Source organism: Rhodococcus sp. G-MC3 (assembly GCF_030063335.1).
GTDB lineage: Bacteria > Actinomycetota > Actinomycetes > Mycobacteriales > Mycobacteriaceae > Rhodococcoides.
In genome coordinates this window covers 39,815-56,015 of the sequence record NZ_JASISW010000011.1, presented here as the reverse complement: position 1 = coordinate 56,015, position 16,201 = coordinate 39,815, and the positions used below count along the sequence as shown (strand labels likewise).

14 protein-coding genes are annotated in these 16,201 nt (G+C 62.5%); 5 read left to right on the top strand and 9 right to left on the bottom strand.

Translation table 11 applies throughout. The features are described from left to right. Positions 1 to 2 precede the first annotated feature (2 nt). On the bottom strand, positions 3 to 506 hold the full coding sequence (locus QMK17_RS14160) for a ribose-5-phosphate isomerase (RefSeq protein ID WP_283509906.1): 504 nt from the start codon (positions 504 to 506) through the stop codon (positions 3 to 5). A 16-nt stretch (positions 507 to 522) separates the two neighbouring features. On the opposite strand from QMK17_RS14160, the gene QMK17_RS14155 reads away from it, so the two are divergent. Further along, complete coding sequence (locus QMK17_RS14155) at positions 523 to 1,200, top strand: DUF429 domain-containing protein (protein ID WP_283509905.1); 678 nt, start codon at positions 523 to 525, stop codon at positions 1,198 to 1,200. A 59-nt stretch (positions 1,201 to 1,259) separates the two neighbouring features. Here QMK17_RS14155 and QMK17_RS14150 read toward each other — a convergent pair whose 3' ends face one another. Continuing rightward, positions 1,260 to 1,877: a mycothiol-dependent nitroreductase Rv2466c family protein gene (locus QMK17_RS14150; protein WP_283509904.1), complete on the bottom strand. Its 618-nt coding sequence runs from the start codon at positions 1,875 to 1,877 to the stop codon at positions 1,260 to 1,262. A 171-nt stretch (positions 1,878 to 2,048) separates the two neighbouring features. Between QMK17_RS14150 and pepN the strand changes: the two genes are divergently transcribed. Then, positions 2,049 to 4,622 (top strand): aminopeptidase N, encoded by a 2,574-nt coding sequence (pepN, locus tag QMK17_RS14145; RefSeq protein ID WP_283509903.1) that lies wholly within the window; start codon positions 2,049 to 2,051, stop codon positions 4,620 to 4,622. A gap of 96 nt (positions 4,623 to 4,718) precedes the next feature. Here pepN and QMK17_RS14140 read toward each other — a convergent pair whose 3' ends face one another. From QMK17_RS14140 to QMK17_RS14130, 3 genes are read right to left on the bottom strand one after another with little or no spacing between them, the layout of a single operon-like run. Then, the gene (locus QMK17_RS14140; RefSeq protein WP_283509902.1) at positions 4,719 to 5,195 is read right to left on the bottom strand and encodes a DUF5130 family protein; all 477 of its coding nucleotides are present in this window, start codon (positions 5,193 to 5,195) and stop codon (positions 4,719 to 4,721) included. Then, the gene (gene ctaJ / locus QMK17_RS14135; protein ID WP_283509901.1) at positions 5,182 to 5,433 is read right to left on the bottom strand and encodes an aa3-type cytochrome oxidase subunit CtaJ; all 252 of its coding nucleotides are present in this window, start codon (positions 5,431 to 5,433) and stop codon (positions 5,182 to 5,184) included. Before ctaJ ends, QMK17_RS14140 begins: the two co-directional genes overlap by 14 nt. A 51-nt stretch (positions 5,434 to 5,484) precedes the next feature. Then, positions 5,485 to 6,132 (bottom strand): HNH endonuclease, encoded by a 648-nt coding sequence (locus tag QMK17_RS14130; protein WP_283509900.1) that lies wholly within the window; start codon positions 6,130 to 6,132, stop codon positions 5,485 to 5,487. Positions 6,133 to 6,325: 193 nt separating this feature from the next. On the opposite strand from QMK17_RS14130, the gene QMK17_RS14125 reads away from it, so the two are divergent. Together QMK17_RS14125 and QMK17_RS14120 are read left to right on the top strand one after the other, a co-directional pair. Continuing rightward, complete coding sequence (locus QMK17_RS14125; RefSeq protein WP_283509899.1) at positions 6,326 to 7,297, top strand: mechanosensitive ion channel family protein; 972 nt, start codon at positions 6,326 to 6,328, stop codon at positions 7,295 to 7,297. Positions 7,298 to 7,395: 98 nt separating this feature from the next. Continuing rightward, a complete protein-coding gene (locus QMK17_RS14120; RefSeq protein WP_283509898.1) occupies positions 7,396 to 7,791 on the top strand; it encodes a globin in 396 nt (131 codons plus the stop codon). Positions 7,792 to 7,804: 13 nt separating this feature from the next. Here the strand turns inward: QMK17_RS14120 and QMK17_RS14115 are convergent, their stop codons facing one another. Beyond that, positions 7,805 to 8,299 carry a cupin domain-containing protein gene (locus QMK17_RS14115; RefSeq protein WP_283509897.1) on the bottom strand — a complete coding sequence of 165 codons (495 nt, stop codon included), beginning with the start codon at positions 8,297 to 8,299 and terminating at the stop codon, positions 7,805 to 7,807. Positions 8,300 to 8,465: 166 nt separating this feature from the next. Here QMK17_RS14115 and QMK17_RS14110 point away from each other — a divergent pair, with 166 nt between their 5' ends. Next, positions 8,466 to 10,049, top strand: coding sequence for a glycoside hydrolase family 13 protein (locus tag QMK17_RS14110; RefSeq protein ID WP_283509896.1), 1,584 nt, complete (start codon positions 8,466 to 8,468; stop codon positions 10,047 to 10,049). A gap of 28 nt (positions 10,050 to 10,077) precedes the next feature. Here QMK17_RS14110 and QMK17_RS14105 read toward each other — a convergent pair whose 3' ends face one another. Genes QMK17_RS14105 through QMK17_RS14095 form a run of 3 tightly spaced genes read right to left on the bottom strand, consistent with a single transcriptional unit; the run spans position 10,078 to position 16,127 of the window. Then, positions 10,078 to 10,764: a hypothetical protein gene (locus QMK17_RS14105; RefSeq protein WP_283509895.1), complete on the bottom strand. Its 687-nt coding sequence runs from the start codon at positions 10,762 to 10,764 to the stop codon at positions 10,078 to 10,080. Next, complete coding sequence (locus QMK17_RS14100; protein WP_283509894.1) at positions 10,757 to 11,221, bottom strand: acyl-CoA thioesterase; 465 nt, start codon at positions 11,219 to 11,221, stop codon at positions 10,757 to 10,759. Before QMK17_RS14100 ends, QMK17_RS14105 begins: the two co-directional genes overlap by 8 nt. A 52-nt stretch (positions 11,222 to 11,273) precedes the next feature. Further along, a complete protein-coding gene (locus QMK17_RS14095) occupies positions 11,274 to 16,127 on the bottom strand; it encodes an NAD-glutamate dehydrogenase (protein ID WP_283509893.1) in 4,854 nt (1,617 codons plus the stop codon). Positions 16,128 to 16,201 lie beyond the last annotated feature (74 nt).

The window sequence follows — 16,201 nt, the reverse complement described above, 5'->3', positions numbered from 1 at the left end:
TTCTAGGCAGGCTTTCCGGCGCCACCGAGAGCTTCGCCCCCGGGCACGGCGGGAGCCTTACCGCTGCGCTCGTACTCTGACAGGATGTCGACGCGTCGCTGGTGCCGTTCTTCGCCCGAGAACGGGGTACCGAGGAAGGCGTCGACAATTGCGAGTGCCTCGGGGAGCGTGTGCATGCGCCCGCCGATTCCGATCAGCTGCGCGTCGTTGTGTTCACGAGCAAGCTTCGCGGTTTCGACGCTCCACGCGAGTGCACACCGAGCCCCGGGGACCTTGTTCGCGGCGATCTGCTCGCCGTTCCCCGATCCGCCCAGCACCAAGCCGCGGCTGCCTGGATCTGCCACGACACGGCGAGCGGCGTCGATGCAGAAGGCAGGGTAGTCGTCGACAGGGTCGTAATCGAAGGCACCACAGTCGACGGGCTCGTGCCCGGTCGCCGTGAGATGTTCGATGATCTGATTCTTGAACTCGAGACCGGCATGGTCTGCACCCAGGTATACGCGCATGCCTAGAGTCTGACAGGTGAGTGCGCGCACAGAAAACACGGTCGCCGGTGTCGACGGAGCGAATGGGGAATGGGTGGTTGCGCACTACGACGGGCGCCGTGTCGAATGGACCGTCGCAGCCGACGTTCGCAGCGTGTTGAGCGCCACCGAGCGATGCGTCTCGATCGGGGTCGATATGCCGTTGTCCATGCCCGCGGCCGGGTATCGAGTCAGCGAGACGGAAGCGAAGAAGTTTCTCGGATCGGCCCGCTCGTCGATCTTTTACACTCCGGTGTCGGCGGTGCTCAGCGCAGACACCTACCTTGATGCATGTGCATCGTCGCGTGCCGCAACAGGCAAGGCGATCAGCAAACAGACGTGGCATCTTCTGCCAGGGGTTCGGGCATGGCGCGCAGCCGATTTCGATGTGGATCGTGTCGTCGAAGTCCATCCCGAATGCTCGTTTCGGCTGATGGATCCAGGCGCGGCGTTCGTGTCGAAGAAGTCGGGCCGTGGAGCGGGCCAGCGTCTTCGGGCCCTGCAGCGGTGGATCGATCCGCAGAACCTGTCCGACGGCCTCGCCGAACTCCCGCCGGGTCCTCTGCTCGACGACGCCCTCGACGCAGCCGCAGCGGCCTGGTCTGCGTGGCGTTTCAGCCGGGGCGAGCACCACACATTCGGTACCGAAGATGCGACGGATCGCATCGTGACCTAGTGATATGTGAGCGGAAATACGTCCCCTAGGACGTATTTCCGCTCACATGTGCGAAGCGCCTAGTCGAACTGCGGATCCTCGCTACGGGTGCGCTTGAGTTCATAGAAGTGCGGGTACGAAGCGAAAATTACCGATGCGTCCCACAATTTTCCGGCTTCCTCACCACGAGGGATACGCGAGAGCACCGGGCCAAAAAATGCGACTCCGTTGACGTGGATAGTCGGAGTACCGACGTCGGGGCCCACCTTGTCCATCCCTGCGTGATGGCTTGTACGGAGAGTTTCGTCGTAGTCGGTGCTCTCCGCTGCCTTCGCCAGATCGGCGGACAATCCCAGTTCGGCCAACGACTGCTCGATGACCTCACCGAAATTCTGGTTGCCCTCGTTGTGGATCCGTCTGCCGAATGCGGTGTACAGGGGCTCGAGGATCTGATCGCCCTCGGACTGCGCAGCCGCGATTGCGACGCGAACAGGTCCCCAGGCCGTCTTCATCATCTCGGCATATTCCTCCGGAAGGTCTCGACCCTCGTTCAACACAGCCAGAGACATGACATGGAAATTGACGTCGATATCGCGGACCTTCTCGACCTCGAGGATCCACCGTGAGGTGATCCAGCACCAAGGGCACAGAGGATCGAACCAGAAATCTGCGGTGTCCTTCTGTCCACTGTCGGTCACGTAAAGCTCCTTCGTTCGAGTTGGAGTGCTTCTTGCAGTGGCAACCGCGAACGCTGTCACGGCATTCCACACCTGCTGGTTTCGAGGCCTCCCTCGACCAGCATGCCTGAGGTTGAACGTGATGGGATGGTGGTACCGAACGTTCCCTACCAGAGAAGGTGCCCAAACAACGTGGTTGCTCCCAACCTGACACGCGACCAGGCCGCTGCAAGATCCGCAGTGCTCGGCAAATCCTCCTATTCGATCGTGCTCGACCTGACCGACGGCTCGGGTAATCCGAGCGAGAAGACGTTCCAGTCGACAACGACCATCGAATTCTCGGCGACGCCCGGCTCCGACACTTTCGTCGACATCGTCGCCGACGCCGTCACCTCGGCGACGCTCAACGGCACCGAACTCGATGTCTCGGGCTATGACGAGGAAACGGGCATCGCGCTGAAGGGGCTCGCGGAAGACAACGAATTGGTCGTTGTCGCCCAGTGCGCCTACTCGCACACCGGAGAAGGACTGCACCGATTCGTCGATCAGTCCGACGGGTCGGTCTACCTCTATTCGCAGTTCGAGACTGCGGATGCCAAGCGCATGTTCGCATGCTTCGACCAGCCGGATCTGAAGGCAACCTTCGACCTCGAGGTCACCGCCCCCGAGCGCTGGAAGATCATTTCCAACTCCGCGCACGCAGCCGAACCGGCAGCGGGCAAGCACGTGTTCGAGACGACCCCGTTGATGAGCACCTACCTCGTCGCGCTGATCGCTGGACCGTACGCGCAGTGGACGGATTCCTACTCGGACGATCACGGCACGATCCCGCTGGGAATCTACTGCCGAGCATCGCTCGCCGAGCACATGGACTTCGAGCGACTGTTCACCGAGACCAAGCAGGGCTTCGGTTTCTACCACGAGAACTTCGGCACTCCGTACGCCTTCGGCAAGTACGACCAGCTGTTCGTGCCCGAGTTCAACGCTGGTGCCATGGAGAACGCCGGTGCGGTCACGTACCTGGAGGACTACGTCTTCCGGTCCAAGGTGACGCGCGCCTCGTACGAGCGTCGCGCCGAGACCGTACTGCACGAGATGGCGCACATGTGGTTCGGCGATCTGGTGACCATGACGTGGTGGGACGATCTATGGCTGAATGAGTCCTTCGCCACGTTCGCATCGGTCCTGTGCCAGTCCGAGGCCACCGAATACACCAATGCCTGGACGACCTTCGCCAACGTCGAGAAGGCATGGGCGTACCGCCAGGATCAGCTGCCGTCCACCCACCCGATCGCGGCGGACATTCCCGACCTCGCTGCGGTGGAGGTCAACTTCGACGGCATCACCTACGCCAAGGGCGCGAGCGTGCTGAAGCAGCTGGTCGCGTACGTCGGCAAGGACGACTTCCTCGCCGGCCTGCGTAGCTACTTCGTCGACCACGCTTTCGGAAACGCGACCTTCTCCGATCTGCTCACTGCGTTGGAGAAGTCGTCGGGACGTGACCTGTCGGACTGGGGCAACCAGTGGCTGCGCACCACGGGCCTGAACACCCTCAGCCCAGATTTCGACGTCGACGCGGACGGCAAGTTCACTCGGTTCGCAGTGAAACAGAGCGGCGCCGAGCCTGGCGCGGGCGAGCACCGTGTCCACCGCATCGCCGTCGGAATCTACGACGACGTCGACGGCCAACTGGTGCGCACCGAACGCGTCGAACTCGACCTGGAGGCGGCCCCGAGCACCGAAGTACCCGGTCTCGTCGGTGTCTCACGCGGCAAGCTGGTCCTCGTGAACGACGACGACCTGACCTACTGCTCGGTGCGCCTCGATCCTGAGTCGCTCGAGACGTTGGTTGCGCGCATCGGTGACATCGCAGAGTCGCTCCCCCGGACACTGGCCTGGTCGGCGGCCTGGGAAATGACTCGCCAAGCAGAGATGAAGGCACGCGATTTCGTCGCTCTCGTCGAGCGCGGCATCTCCGCGGAGACCGATGTCGGTGTCGTGCAGCGGCTGTTGCTCCAGGCTCACACCGCCATCAGCAGCTATGCCGACCCCGCCTGGGCCGACGAGCACGGTAAGCCCGAGTTCGCGGACGTGTTGCTCGAACAGGCCCGCGCAGCCGACGCCGGATCCGATCATCAGCTGGCATTCGTCAATTCGTTGACCGGTTCTCCTCTGTCGGATCGGCACATCGAGGTTCTGCGAGGTCTGCTCGACGGTGATGCCTCGGGTCAGCGATTGGACGGCCTCGAAATCGATACCGATCTTCGATGGCGCGTGGTTTCCGCGCTGGCAGCAGCGGGCGCGATCGACGCCGACGGGTCGGCGTCACCCACGATCGACGCGGAAGCCGAGCGAGACAACACTGCAGCGGGTATGAGGTCTGCTGCAGCGGCTCGCACGATTCGCCCCGACAGCGGCGTCAAGGAGCACGCGTGGGCCACGGTCGTCGACGATGACTCGGTTCCGAACATCACCGCCCGCGCGATCATCGGTGGCTTCGCCGGCCCAGGTCAGGGCGACCTCCTCGAGAAGTACGTCGACCGGTACTTCGGCGCAATCGAGGGCGTATGGGCGAGGAGGTCGAGCGAAGTTGCTCAGACTGTCGTGATCGGCCTGTACCCGTCGTGGTCGGTCCGAGCGGAATCCGTGACTGCTGCCGACCGATTCCTGGAGAAGGATCTGCCGCCTGCACTGCGGCGCCTCGTTATCGAGGGCCGCGCCGGGATCGTCCGGTCACTGGCTGCGCGGGAGTTCGACGCCAGCTGATTTCGACTGCACAACGAGCGAATGCGCCGTTCGATCGACTGATTCGATCGAACGGCGCATTCGATGCACCACTGGCTATGCGCGAAGTCCAGAGCGTCAGGGACTGACGATTGCTGCCGCCATGACTCGCACGGAGCTGACGAGCCCGTCGATGAGATTGCCGTCGCGGAACGGTCCGAGAGCCGCGGTGATTCCCAACTGTGCGACTCGGTCGGTTGCACGGTCGGACACACGCCGACCGGTGCGGATCTCAATAGCCTTGTTGTTCGGGTCCACCGCGATCAGGATCGATCGGATTGAGTCTGGAGTACCCGGGAACAGCGCGTCCATGCCTGCGGAGACATTCGCACCCAAGTCGCCGATGAAGACGTTGAAACGGATCTGAGTTGCCCGCGTGGCCTCGGAGAGTGCGTCGTCGAGTGCTACCAGGTCCGGGGTCGCGAACGGGAGATGCTCCGGGCTCTTCGTCCCGAACTCGTGGGCCGTGGACACACGACCGCTCGAGGTGAGTGCGGACCCGAACGGCAGATCGTCCTGATCGAGTGAGCGCTTGACCAAATCACCACTTGCCACTTGCCGACCCTCCGATCGAATCCGCGGTGGATGCATGCGAGTCGCCGTGTCCACCGTGCGGTGTCACCTCGTCGGTCGCGCTCCACAGCAATGGTTCACGTGTCCACTTGTCCGAAAGCTTGTATGGCGTCACGTTCAAGCCTGGTTGCCTATCGGAGATGAAGGACAGCGCGCCGACAATTCCGACGATCGCGATCGGAATGACGCCGAATATCAGCGAAGTCTCGAGAATGCTCACAAGGTGTGACGTTAGCCGACTTTCGACCGGAGAGCGATGCCGGGGCAGTACTCAGGCCGCGCCCTCACCCAGGTACGCCAGCCAGGCAGGATCTAGTTCCTTGTTGCTCGCCAACAGTCTCCAATGCGGACCGGTCGGAGGAACCAGTTGCGCGCGGAGCGTCCATCCGAGCTCACTGAGCATTTTGTCCGCTTTGCGATGGTTGCAGGGTGCGCAGCATGCCACGCAGTTTTCCCAGGAATGCTCGCCGCCCCTGCTCCGCGGAACGACGTGGTCGACAGTCTCCGCTTTCGAGCCGCAGTAGGCACATCGAAACCGATCACGATGCATCAACGCCGCGCGGGTCATCGGCACGCGGGCGCGATAGGGAACTCTGACGAATGTTCTCAACCTGATGACAGACGGCACCTGGACGGCGAAATCGGCAGAACGAATGAAGGGGCCCGAGGGATCGTCGTGGACGACGTCCGCCTTGCTGCAGACGAGCAGAACCACTGCACGACGCATCGGCAGCGCGGTCAAGGGCTCGAAGGTGGCATTCAGAAGCAGCACCCGGCGCTTGACCCAGGCGGGGACGCTGTCCTCACCGGGTGAAACTACATGCAGTGGAGAGGCCCCCGATATCCGTTTCCGCTGGTCTGCGGTGTCGTGGACATCAGTGGGCAGGAGTTGTCGGTGGCGGTGCTGCTTGTTCTTCATGAGGATTCTCCTGAGGAGATGTCGGCGCCCGCGCATGGCTTGCGCGGAACACGTGTGACAGTGGAACACGAATTCGTAGAGCGTGCACACCCCTTTTCGCGATAAATGCAGCGGCCGTGCAGTGAATTTCGAACGAACGGCAGATGGATCAGCGCAGGGTGGCGAGATTCTGTGTCATCCGTAGACTTTTCGAGTGTCTGTAATCGATTCGAACCCTCCGTACCTCCCCGCCGCTCTCGCGCTCGACACACGGGCCTTCGAATTGACCGAGACGAGTCGAGACTGGCTGGTGGACAGACCTTTACAAATCCTCGGTTACGTCGGAGTGGCACTGGCTCTCCGGTGGGCACTTCACAAGCTGATAAACCGGTTCACCCAGCGCAATGCCAGCAATTCCGACCGATCACCACTCCTCCTCCGCCCGTTACGTGAACGCGCACCGAGCACCCTCCAGGGGTCGATTCTTTCCGAGCGCCGCCGACAACGAGCCAAAACGATCGGTTCGGTTCTGAAGTCGGCTGTGTCGGTCGTCGTTTTGACCTGGTTCGTCTTGTCGGTGCTCGACGTCGTGGGCATCAACGTGACGCCGTTCATCGCGTCCGCGGGAATCGTCGGTGTTGCTCTCGGTTTCGGTGCCCAGAATTTGGTTCGAGACTTTCTGTCCGGAATTTTCATGCTGCTCGAGGATCAGTACGGCGTAGGCGACGTCGTGGACCTGGGAGAAGCCATCGGAACAGTCGAGAGTGTCGGACTGCGAGTCACAACCATCCGCGACGTCAACGGCACAGTCTGGTACTGCCGAAACGGTGAGGTCCTACGGGTCGGCAACATGAGCCAAGGATTCGCCGTTGCGGTGCTCGATCTGCCGGTGGCCCATACGGCCAACCTCGACGAGGCCTGCGAGGTCGCCGAGAAGGCGACCGTCGACGTTGTAACCTCCGGCGCGTTCGAGGATGAGCTGCTGGGCGATCCCGAGATGTTGGGAGTCAACGCGGTCAGCGCAGATACCGTCACGATAAGAATCACGATCAAGACGCGCCCAGGGAGACAATGGGCCGTACAACGCAGGCTTCACCGCGAAATATTGCAGGCGTTCGACGATGCAGGTGTCAAGGCCCCCTACCCGAACGGACGCCAGGGCGGCGTCGTCGAGCTGGCCAAGTAGTCGGCCGTGGCCACCCAGGCGAACCTCAGGCGATCGAGGACCCCAACAGTGGCCGATAATGGTTCGAGCCCGGACAACGCCCAACAGAGAGATTACCGATGACCGAACCGCAACAGACCTTCTATGACGCGGTCGGCGGCGCGGATACGTTCCACAAGCTCACCGCCAGGTTCTACGAAGAAGTGGCACAGGACGAGATCGTCCGGCCCATATACCCGGACGAAGATCTCGGTCCAGCCGAACGGCGCATGCGCATGTTCTTGGAGCAATACTGGGGAGGCCCGCGTACCTATTCGGACGAGCGTGGACACCCACGCCTTCGAATGCGACATTCCCCGTTCCGTATCGGCCCGCTGGAACGAGATGCGTGGTTGCGGTGCATGCACACGGCCATCGCCTCGATCGACAACTCCGTGTTGGACGCGCCCCACCGAACTCAACTGATCGATTACATGGAGATGGCCGCAGCCTCGATGGTCAATTCCGCCATCTGAGGGTTCGGAGACCTCAGAGCCGGGTCGACTCGGTCGCCATGGACTTCTTGCGGCCCAACCCTTCGACCCGCCGTAGTGCACCCCGCACGTGATCGGCGAACTCGAGCGCCAGCAGGATCGATCGCGGCATGTGCCGGCGAAGAATCGCATGTTTGCGAACGTAGGTTGGCACATGCCACTCGGACCAAGTACCTGCTCGGAACAGTGCGGCGTCTCCGACTACCAGCGTTCTGGCGGGGTGATTCTCCGAGGACACGGTGACCGAACCATCCATGATGTGCACGATTTCGTCGACGGCGAAGAACCACCGAAACCTCCCGGCCGTGCAGTCCCAGACGTTGGTAGTGGTTGTCCCGTCGGTGCTGCGAGACCATTCGGCTATCCGGGCCTCCGGTTCACCCTCGAGGATCCAGTCCGGGTTGATCGGACACGGCTGCAACAGCAGTTCGCTGAGCCGGACGGCTTCGATGGACTTCGCTGGCACTGCCAGGTCAGACTGTTCGATCATGAGTTTTTGTCCTCGTACCTCTCGGTCGGTTCGCCGAAACGGTACCTCAGTTTCCGGACAAACCGACGTTTCCGCCCATCGAATCCGGGGACAGCGCTGTGATGATCAACATCATCGGAGATCCTGAGTCGAGTCCTTCGTGTTCGGTTTGGCAGACTAGACTGCTGTGACCGATCAGTTCGCGCTCGAGCGAGACCCGTGGTGGAACGATGCAGTTTTCTACCAGATCTACCCGCGATCCTTTTCCGATTCCAACGGTGACGGATTCGGTGACCTGGGCGGCGTCCGAGACAAGCTCGGCTATCTGGAACTTCTCGGTATCGATGCACTCTGGTTGAGCCCAGTGATGCGCTCCCCCATGGCCGACCATGGATACGACGTGTCGGACCCACGTGCCATCGACCCGTTGTTCGGGGACCTCGAGATCATGGACGCCCTCATCGAAGAGGCTCATGCACGCGATATCAAGGTCACGATGGACCTGGTGCCGAATCACACCAGCGATCAACATCTGTGGTTCGCTGCAGCGCTGGCGTCGAGGCCCGGTAGCCCCGAGCGGGCCCGCTATATCTTCCGCGACGGCGAGGGCGAGAACGGATCCGAGCCACCGAACAACTGGCCCAGCATCTTCGGCGGCCCCGCCTGGACACGCATACGCGAAGCCGATGGCACTGCGGGTCAGTGGTACCTCCACATTTTCGCCCCCGAACAGCCGGACTTGAACTGGGACAACCCCGAGGTGTTCGAGGACTTGACGAAGACGCTCCGGTTCTGGCTGGACCGCGGGATCGACGGCTTCCGAATCGACGTAGCGCACGGCATGGCCAAGCCGGCCGGCCTGCCGAGCATGAGCCTCGAGTTCAATGCGCTCATGAAGAACGACGACAACGACCCTCGGTTCAACAACGAGGCAGTCCACGAGATCCACCGCGGAATTCGCAAGGTAGTGGACGAATACCCTGGTACGACGACAGTGGGTGAGATCTGGGTACAGGACAACGTTCGTTTCAGCGAATACATCCGACCCGACGAACTGCATCTCGGCTTCAACTTCCGTCTCGCCGCGGCCGAGTTCGAAGCCGGTTCCATCCGCGACGCAGTGACCAATTCGCTCGATGCGGTATCGCTCGTCGACGGAACCCCGACATGGACGTTGTCCAATCACGATGTGGTGCGCGAGGTGACGAGATACGGCGGCGGAGCGCGAGGAACAGCTCGTGCTCGGGCGATGATTCTTCTCGAACTTGCGCTTCCCGGGGCTGTCTTCGTCTACAACGGCGCCGAGCTCGGGCTGCCGAACGTCGACCTCCCCGATTCTGCGCTACAGGATCCCGTGTGGGAGCGGTCAGGGCGTACCGAGCGAGGACGCGACGGCTGCCGCGTCCCCCTGCCGTGGGAGGGCGTGGCACCTCCGTTCGGGTTCAGCACATCCGAGGACACGTGGCTTCCGATCCCCTCGGAGTGGGCGTCGTTGACCGTCGAAGAACAGCTGGAGGACATCGGTTCCATGCTGAGCCTGTACCGCACGGCGTTCGAACTGCGCGCTTTGCGGCCGGAGTTCTCAGGCACAGACATCGACTGGTACGGAAGCCCTCCCGGATGCCTGGCTTTTCGTCGACGCGGTGGCTTGATCTGCGCACTCAACGCTACCGACGTGCCTATCCTGCTACCACCGGGTGAGTTGCTCCTGTCCAGCGCACCGCTGGTCGACGGTCAGCTTCCCGCCGACGCGACCGCCTGGCTGGTGTGATCCGACCTGATTCGATTTGTACCGCGCATCAACGTTCTACGGTGATCGACAATTGATTTCCTCGCCGACTGAACACCGATCCGTAGCGGGCATCGAGCCGTAACCACACCTTCGTAGCCCGAACGCGTACCTTCTCGTCGACATCGATTCGTTCGAGATCGATGTCGGACGTCAACGGGTCGACTCCGGTGTACGGCACGAATCCCATTGCAGTGAGGGCAAATACCGTGCGCATAGTGATGGAAACATCGCCTGCCTCGCCATCGACGTGCAGCACCTCCTGATCCAACAGTGACACCGGCGGCCCGTGAGAGCTTCCGTGCTCCTTCGCCAGCGCCGCTCCTCGCTGAGCCAGATCGATCAGCACACGCGCCGGGACATCGTCGACATGTGCGAATCCCGTGTCAGGAGGTAGGGCGCCGCGCCACGCCGAGTCCATCGAGAAGCCGGGGTCGACGACACCGTCCGACTCGGAATCGAGCGCTGCGAGCAGTTGGTCCGCGGCGGCAGAGGTGTCGTCGGGAACGATCTTGCCCGAGATCACCCTCACCGCGAGCGCATCGAATCCGGTCGATGCCCACACAGCAAGCCGCCCGTCCGCCCTCATCCTGAGCCGTACCACCGCCGCCTCGTCGAGCCGCACCGACTTCGACAGGAAAGCCGTCAGATTCTCGCGCTCGACGGCGTCGGGAACAGTGAGAGTCCGTTCAAACACGCTGCCAACTTTCGAGGTACACGCGCTCCTCGGGCGTCAGCCTCCGCAGACGTTGCGTGTCCATGTCGAACACCGCTATCTGGGTGGACGCGACAATCGCGGCCGGAGTGTCCAGCGACGCGCCTTTCGCACGCACTTCGTAACCGGCAACGAAATCCACCGCTCGCACCTTGTCGATCCACATGAACACGTCGAGTGGTCCGTCCTCGTGCCGGAGCTGCCCGCGATACTTGACGTGAAGGTCGGCAATCACTGCACCGTGACGGAGGTTCGCCGTCGGTCGACCGTCGATCAGAAGCCACGGAATTCGAGCCTCCTCCAACAGTGTCACCATGCGGGCGTGATTGATGTGCTGGAAGACATCCATGTCCGACCAACGGACCTCGACACTCGTGTGAAATCCGATTCGTTCGCTCGGTTCCCGCTTTTCGGACAGGTGGGCGTCGGGCACAGTCACTGAAGATGTCCTCTTTCGTGTCGGTTGTTTCGGCGAGATGGACAGCGCGCGGTCAGGGAACCATGCTGCGAACCTGACGGGCCGCGACCGAGAGCGTAGCGAGATCGAGCGTGCCGGAATCGGCGATCTCTGCCAAAGCCGTACGAGCGCGTGCCAACCGGGAGGAGTTGGTCGCCTCCCATTCCGCGATCTTCTCCGCGGCACTCTCGTGCGGCTCACCGCCGAGAAGAACTTCCCGCGTGATGGAACGGAGCGAGGAGTACAGGTCGTCGCGGAGCGCCAAGCGTGCCAACGAATGCCACCGGTCACCCCGTGCGAGACCCGACACCGACGTCAACAACCAGTCGACACCGATGTGGGCGTCGAGCGCGAAGTACAGCTCCGCGACTTCCTCTGGGTCGTGATCAGCGATGTCGGCCACATCGATGATGTCGAGGAGACAGAAGACGTCGAGCATCCCGTACACCTTGGCCGCCAACGCTTTCGGCGCACCTCGCTCCACCGCAGCATCGACGCGAGCGTGGAGGTCGCTCGCCTGGTGGCCCTCGATCAGGCCGGCAACAAGTCCACTGAGTGCCGCGACCTTGCCTCCGTACCTGCTGATTTCTGCACCGACAGCGAGTGGCTGGGGCCTGTTGGTCAGCAACCATCGGGCAACGCGATCGAGGACGCGCCTGGACTCGAGCAGCAATTCGTCCGAGGACGCGGTCGGGATTGCTGCCGATCGAATCTCCTGCCACAGGTTTTCGAGTCCGAAGATCGTCGACGCCGCGGCGAACGCACGCACGGCATCGGTCCCGGTAGCACCTGAATCTTCGGCGAGCCGATAGACGAACGTAATTCCGCCTCGGTCGACGGTCTCGTTGGTCAGCATCGTCGCGACGAGTTGCCGGCGCAGCGGGTGCGAGGTGATCTCGACGGCGAACGGCTCACGCAACGGAGCTGGGAAATACTTGGGCAATCTGGACGCGAATACGTCGCTGTCAGGCAATTCACTCGATAGAAGCTCGTTCTCCAGCGTCAGCTTCACGTGGGCCATCAGCGTCGCCAGTTCGGGAGAGCTCAGCCCACGCCCGTCCTGCTTTCGCCTGCGAATCTCGGTCTCCGACGGCAACACTTCGAGTTCTCGGTCGAGGCCACGTCGGGCTTCCAGATCCTCGATCACCCGTCGGTGCACGGTGAGCAGGGCAGGTGCATCCGATCTCGACGTCCCCAACAGCTCGTTCTGCATGATGTTGTCCCACAGTACGAGTCGGCCGACCTCGTCGGTCATCGACGCGAGCAATTCGTCGCGGTCACTTCGCTCGAGTGATCCGCCGGTGATCGCCGATTCCAGGAGAATCTTGATGTTGACTTCGTGGTCGGAGCAGTCGACGCCTGCGGAATTGTCGATGGCATCGGTGTTGATCCGGCCGCCTTCGCGGTCGTATTCGATTCGACCGAGTGCAGTGGCACCGAGATTGCCGCCCTCGCCAACGACGGTGGCACGGATATCGCTGCCGTTCACCCGAACCGCGTCGTTCGATTTGTCGCCCACCTGCGCGTTCGTCTCGGTCGACGCCTTGATGTAGGTACCGATACCGCCGTTCCACAGTAGATCTGCTGGTGCTGTCAGGATGGCTCGTACCAATTCGGGGGGCGAGAGGGTCGTGACGTCGTCGCCCAGGCCGAGCGCCTTCCTGGCCGCCGAGCTGATCGGGATCGACTTCACGGTGCGCTCCCACACGCCACCGCCTTCCGAAATCAACGAGGTGTCGTACTCGGCCCAGGACGACCGGGACAGCGCGAACAGTCGCTCACGTTCCGCGAAGGCGGCAGCACGCTCGGGGGTGGGGTCGAGAAATATGTGCCGATGATCGAATGCGGCGAGCAGACCGATGTGCCTGCTCAGCAGCATCCCATTTCCGAAGACGTCGCCGCTCATGTCGCCGATCCCGACGGCCGTGAAATCTTCTGTCTGCGTATCGATTCCGATTTCCCGGAAGTGCCGTTTGACACTTTCCCACGCGCCTTTGGCGGTGATGCCCATCGCCTTGTGGTCGTACCCCGCCGAACCACCCGATGCAAACGCGTCACCGAGCCAGAAGCCGTACTCGCCGGCAACTGCGTTGGCGAGGTCGGAGAACGTCGCCGTTCCTTTGTCAGCGGCGACGACGAGGTAGGTGTCGTCGCCGTCACGGCGAACCACGCGCTCGGGTGGCAGCACCGATCCCGTGGTGCGGTCGAGGTTATCGGTTACGTCGAGCAAGCCCGCGATGAACAACCGGTAGCAGGCCTGGCCCTCCTGCGCAGTCGCTGTGCGATCGACGGCGGCGTCCCCGGTTACAGCAGGTGGCCGCTTCACGACGAACCCACCTTTTGCGCCCACCGGCACGATCACTGCGTTCTTCACCATCTGGGCCTTGGCGAGGCCCAGAATCTCGGTGCGGAAGTCCTCGCGGCGATCGGACCAACGCAGTCCGCCGCGCGCAACCGAACCGAACCGTAGATGCACGCCTTCGACCCGAGGCGAGTAGACGAAGATCTCGAATTTCGGTCTCGGCTTGGGCAGCTCTGCGATCGACTGGGGATCGAGCTTGAGCGACAAGAACTCCCGTGGCGACCCCGTGCCGTCCACCACGTAGAAGTTGGTGCGCAGCGTTGCCGTGATCAGCTCGAAGATCGCGCGCAAAATTCGGTCGGCGTCGAGGCTGACGACCTTGTCGATAAGCGTCCTGAGCTCGTCACCGAGTTCTTCGGATCGCGAGTCGGCGGCACCATCGGGGTCGAATTGCGACTCGAACAGCGAGATGAGAAGGCGCGCGGTACGCGGGTGGGCCAGCAACACACCCTCGATGTTGAACTGACTGTATAGAAAGTTTGCCTGGCGCAGATACTTGGCGTAGGCGCGCAGAATCTGCGCCTGCCGCCAGCCGACGCCGGCGCGCATGACAAGTTCGTTGAACCGGTCCGCTTCGGATCTGCCTTCCCATACGGCGGTGAACGCGTCGGTGAATCGCAATTGCACCCGCGACTCGCGATCTGCCGCACCTGCTCCCTGCAGTTCCGAATCCAGATCACCTTCGATCGACCCCATGAGCATTTCGCGGGAGGCGGAAACTCCGAAATCATAGATCCAGCACTGCATTCCGTCCGGCCGGACAACCTGGTACGGTCGCTCGTCGTCCACCTCGACGCCGAGGCTCTGAAGCACGGGTAGTACCTGACTGAGCGATACTCCCCGACCTCCGATGTACAGACTGAAGCGCCAACTTCCGACTTCCGAGTCTGCGTTCCGGTAGAGCTGCATATCGATCGCGCCGTCGGCCAACGCCTCGAACCGCGCGATGTCGGACACTGCACGATCCGGGCCGAAGTCCTGCTTGTAGGCCTCGGGAAGGGCTTCGGCGTAGCGGGACGCCACCACGGAGTCGACGTCGCTGCGCGAGACCGAGTCTCCGAGTGAATCTTCCCAGGTTCTGATCGTCTCGGTGAGCAGCGCTTCGATTCGTGCGATATTGCTCTGCGAGAGGTCGACCCCTCCCGTCGAGACATCTCGGTCTCTCCGGACCGTGACGTGCAGAAGCGCAAGGTCGGACTCGGTGACACGCGCGGTGTAGTCGATGCCGGAACCGCCGAGTTCACGCATCAGACAATCCTGAACTGCCAGACGAACACGCGTGGTGTATCGATCACGCGGTAGGTAGACCAACGCGGAGACGAAGGCGCTGCCCGAATCCTTGCGCAGGAACACCTTGACCTTGCGTCTGCGGCCTATGGCCAGCACGGCAGTCGCGGTGTCGAACAGGGAATCCGCACCGGTCGCGAACAGCTCCGAGCGCGGCATCGACTGTAGTACTTCAAGCATCGCCTGCCCCGAGAACGAACCGGCGTCGTATCCCGCGCGGTCGATGGCCGAACGGACACGGCCTTCGATCACCGGAATGTCCAGCACGTTCTCGTGCAGTGCAGTCACAGTGAAGACGCCGACGAAGCGGTGCTCGCCCAATTCCGGCGCCGAGGAGTCGAACAGCGTGACGAAGTACGGGTACACGGCGCGGTGCACGGTGGCAGGCGACGAACCCTGTGTGAGGTTGACCAGTTCGGTTCGGTTGTCCAGTGCCCAGGAGTCATGCCCGAGCGGAAGTTCGTGGCGCAGCACGCCGAGCCCGCTGGTGTCGTCGGACACCGCACGCATCGAACCGTCGGAATGGACCGTGACGTCATAGCGGCGATACCCGAGCAGTGTGTAGTGACCGTCGGCGAGCCAGCCGAGAAGTTTGGCCGCGTCGCGGAGCTCGGATGCAGAACCGTCCTCTCGACCATCGGCCGCAGATTCAAGTGTCCGAGCAACATCGTTTTGAACTGCGCGCATCGCAGTTGTATCCGCGACGACCTCGCGCACGTCGTTCAGCACCCCGGCTATCGCATTGCCGAGGCCGTCGAGGATGGCGGGCGCCACCGCAGGATTCAACTGCAGATGCATCCAGGACTCGCGAGTCGTCGCCTCGCCCGTTCCGACACTTGTCAAAGTTCCGTCGACATCGCGAGACACCGCCAGGATGGGATGGACGATCTCGGTGACGTCGACGCCGAGCCTCGACAGTTGCGATACAACGGACTCCACCAGCAGCGGCATGTCGTCTGTGACAATCTGCAGGGCAAGCCCGCTTCCCGACGCCTCGTCCGGCAGATGGAGCCGGACGTTGGCGTGACCCGCGGACCGCCGGGCAGCCAACTGCAAGTGCTGCCGGAACATCGAATGCTCAGGATCGGCTACGGTCGCGGCGAGGTCGTCGAGATCGACGTGCGCGAAATACGCGGCTTTGACCTCAGGGAGCCGCCTGACCAACTCCCCCGGCAGTTCGCTCGTCCACCTGTCCGGATCGTTGTGGTGAAGATCCGTCGTGCCCGCCGAGTTCGGCATGTGTTGAACCACTCCCTTGTGAGGATCGTCTTCTGCGGCCGTACAGCCGCTCTCGCCCAGACGAGCCTATCGGG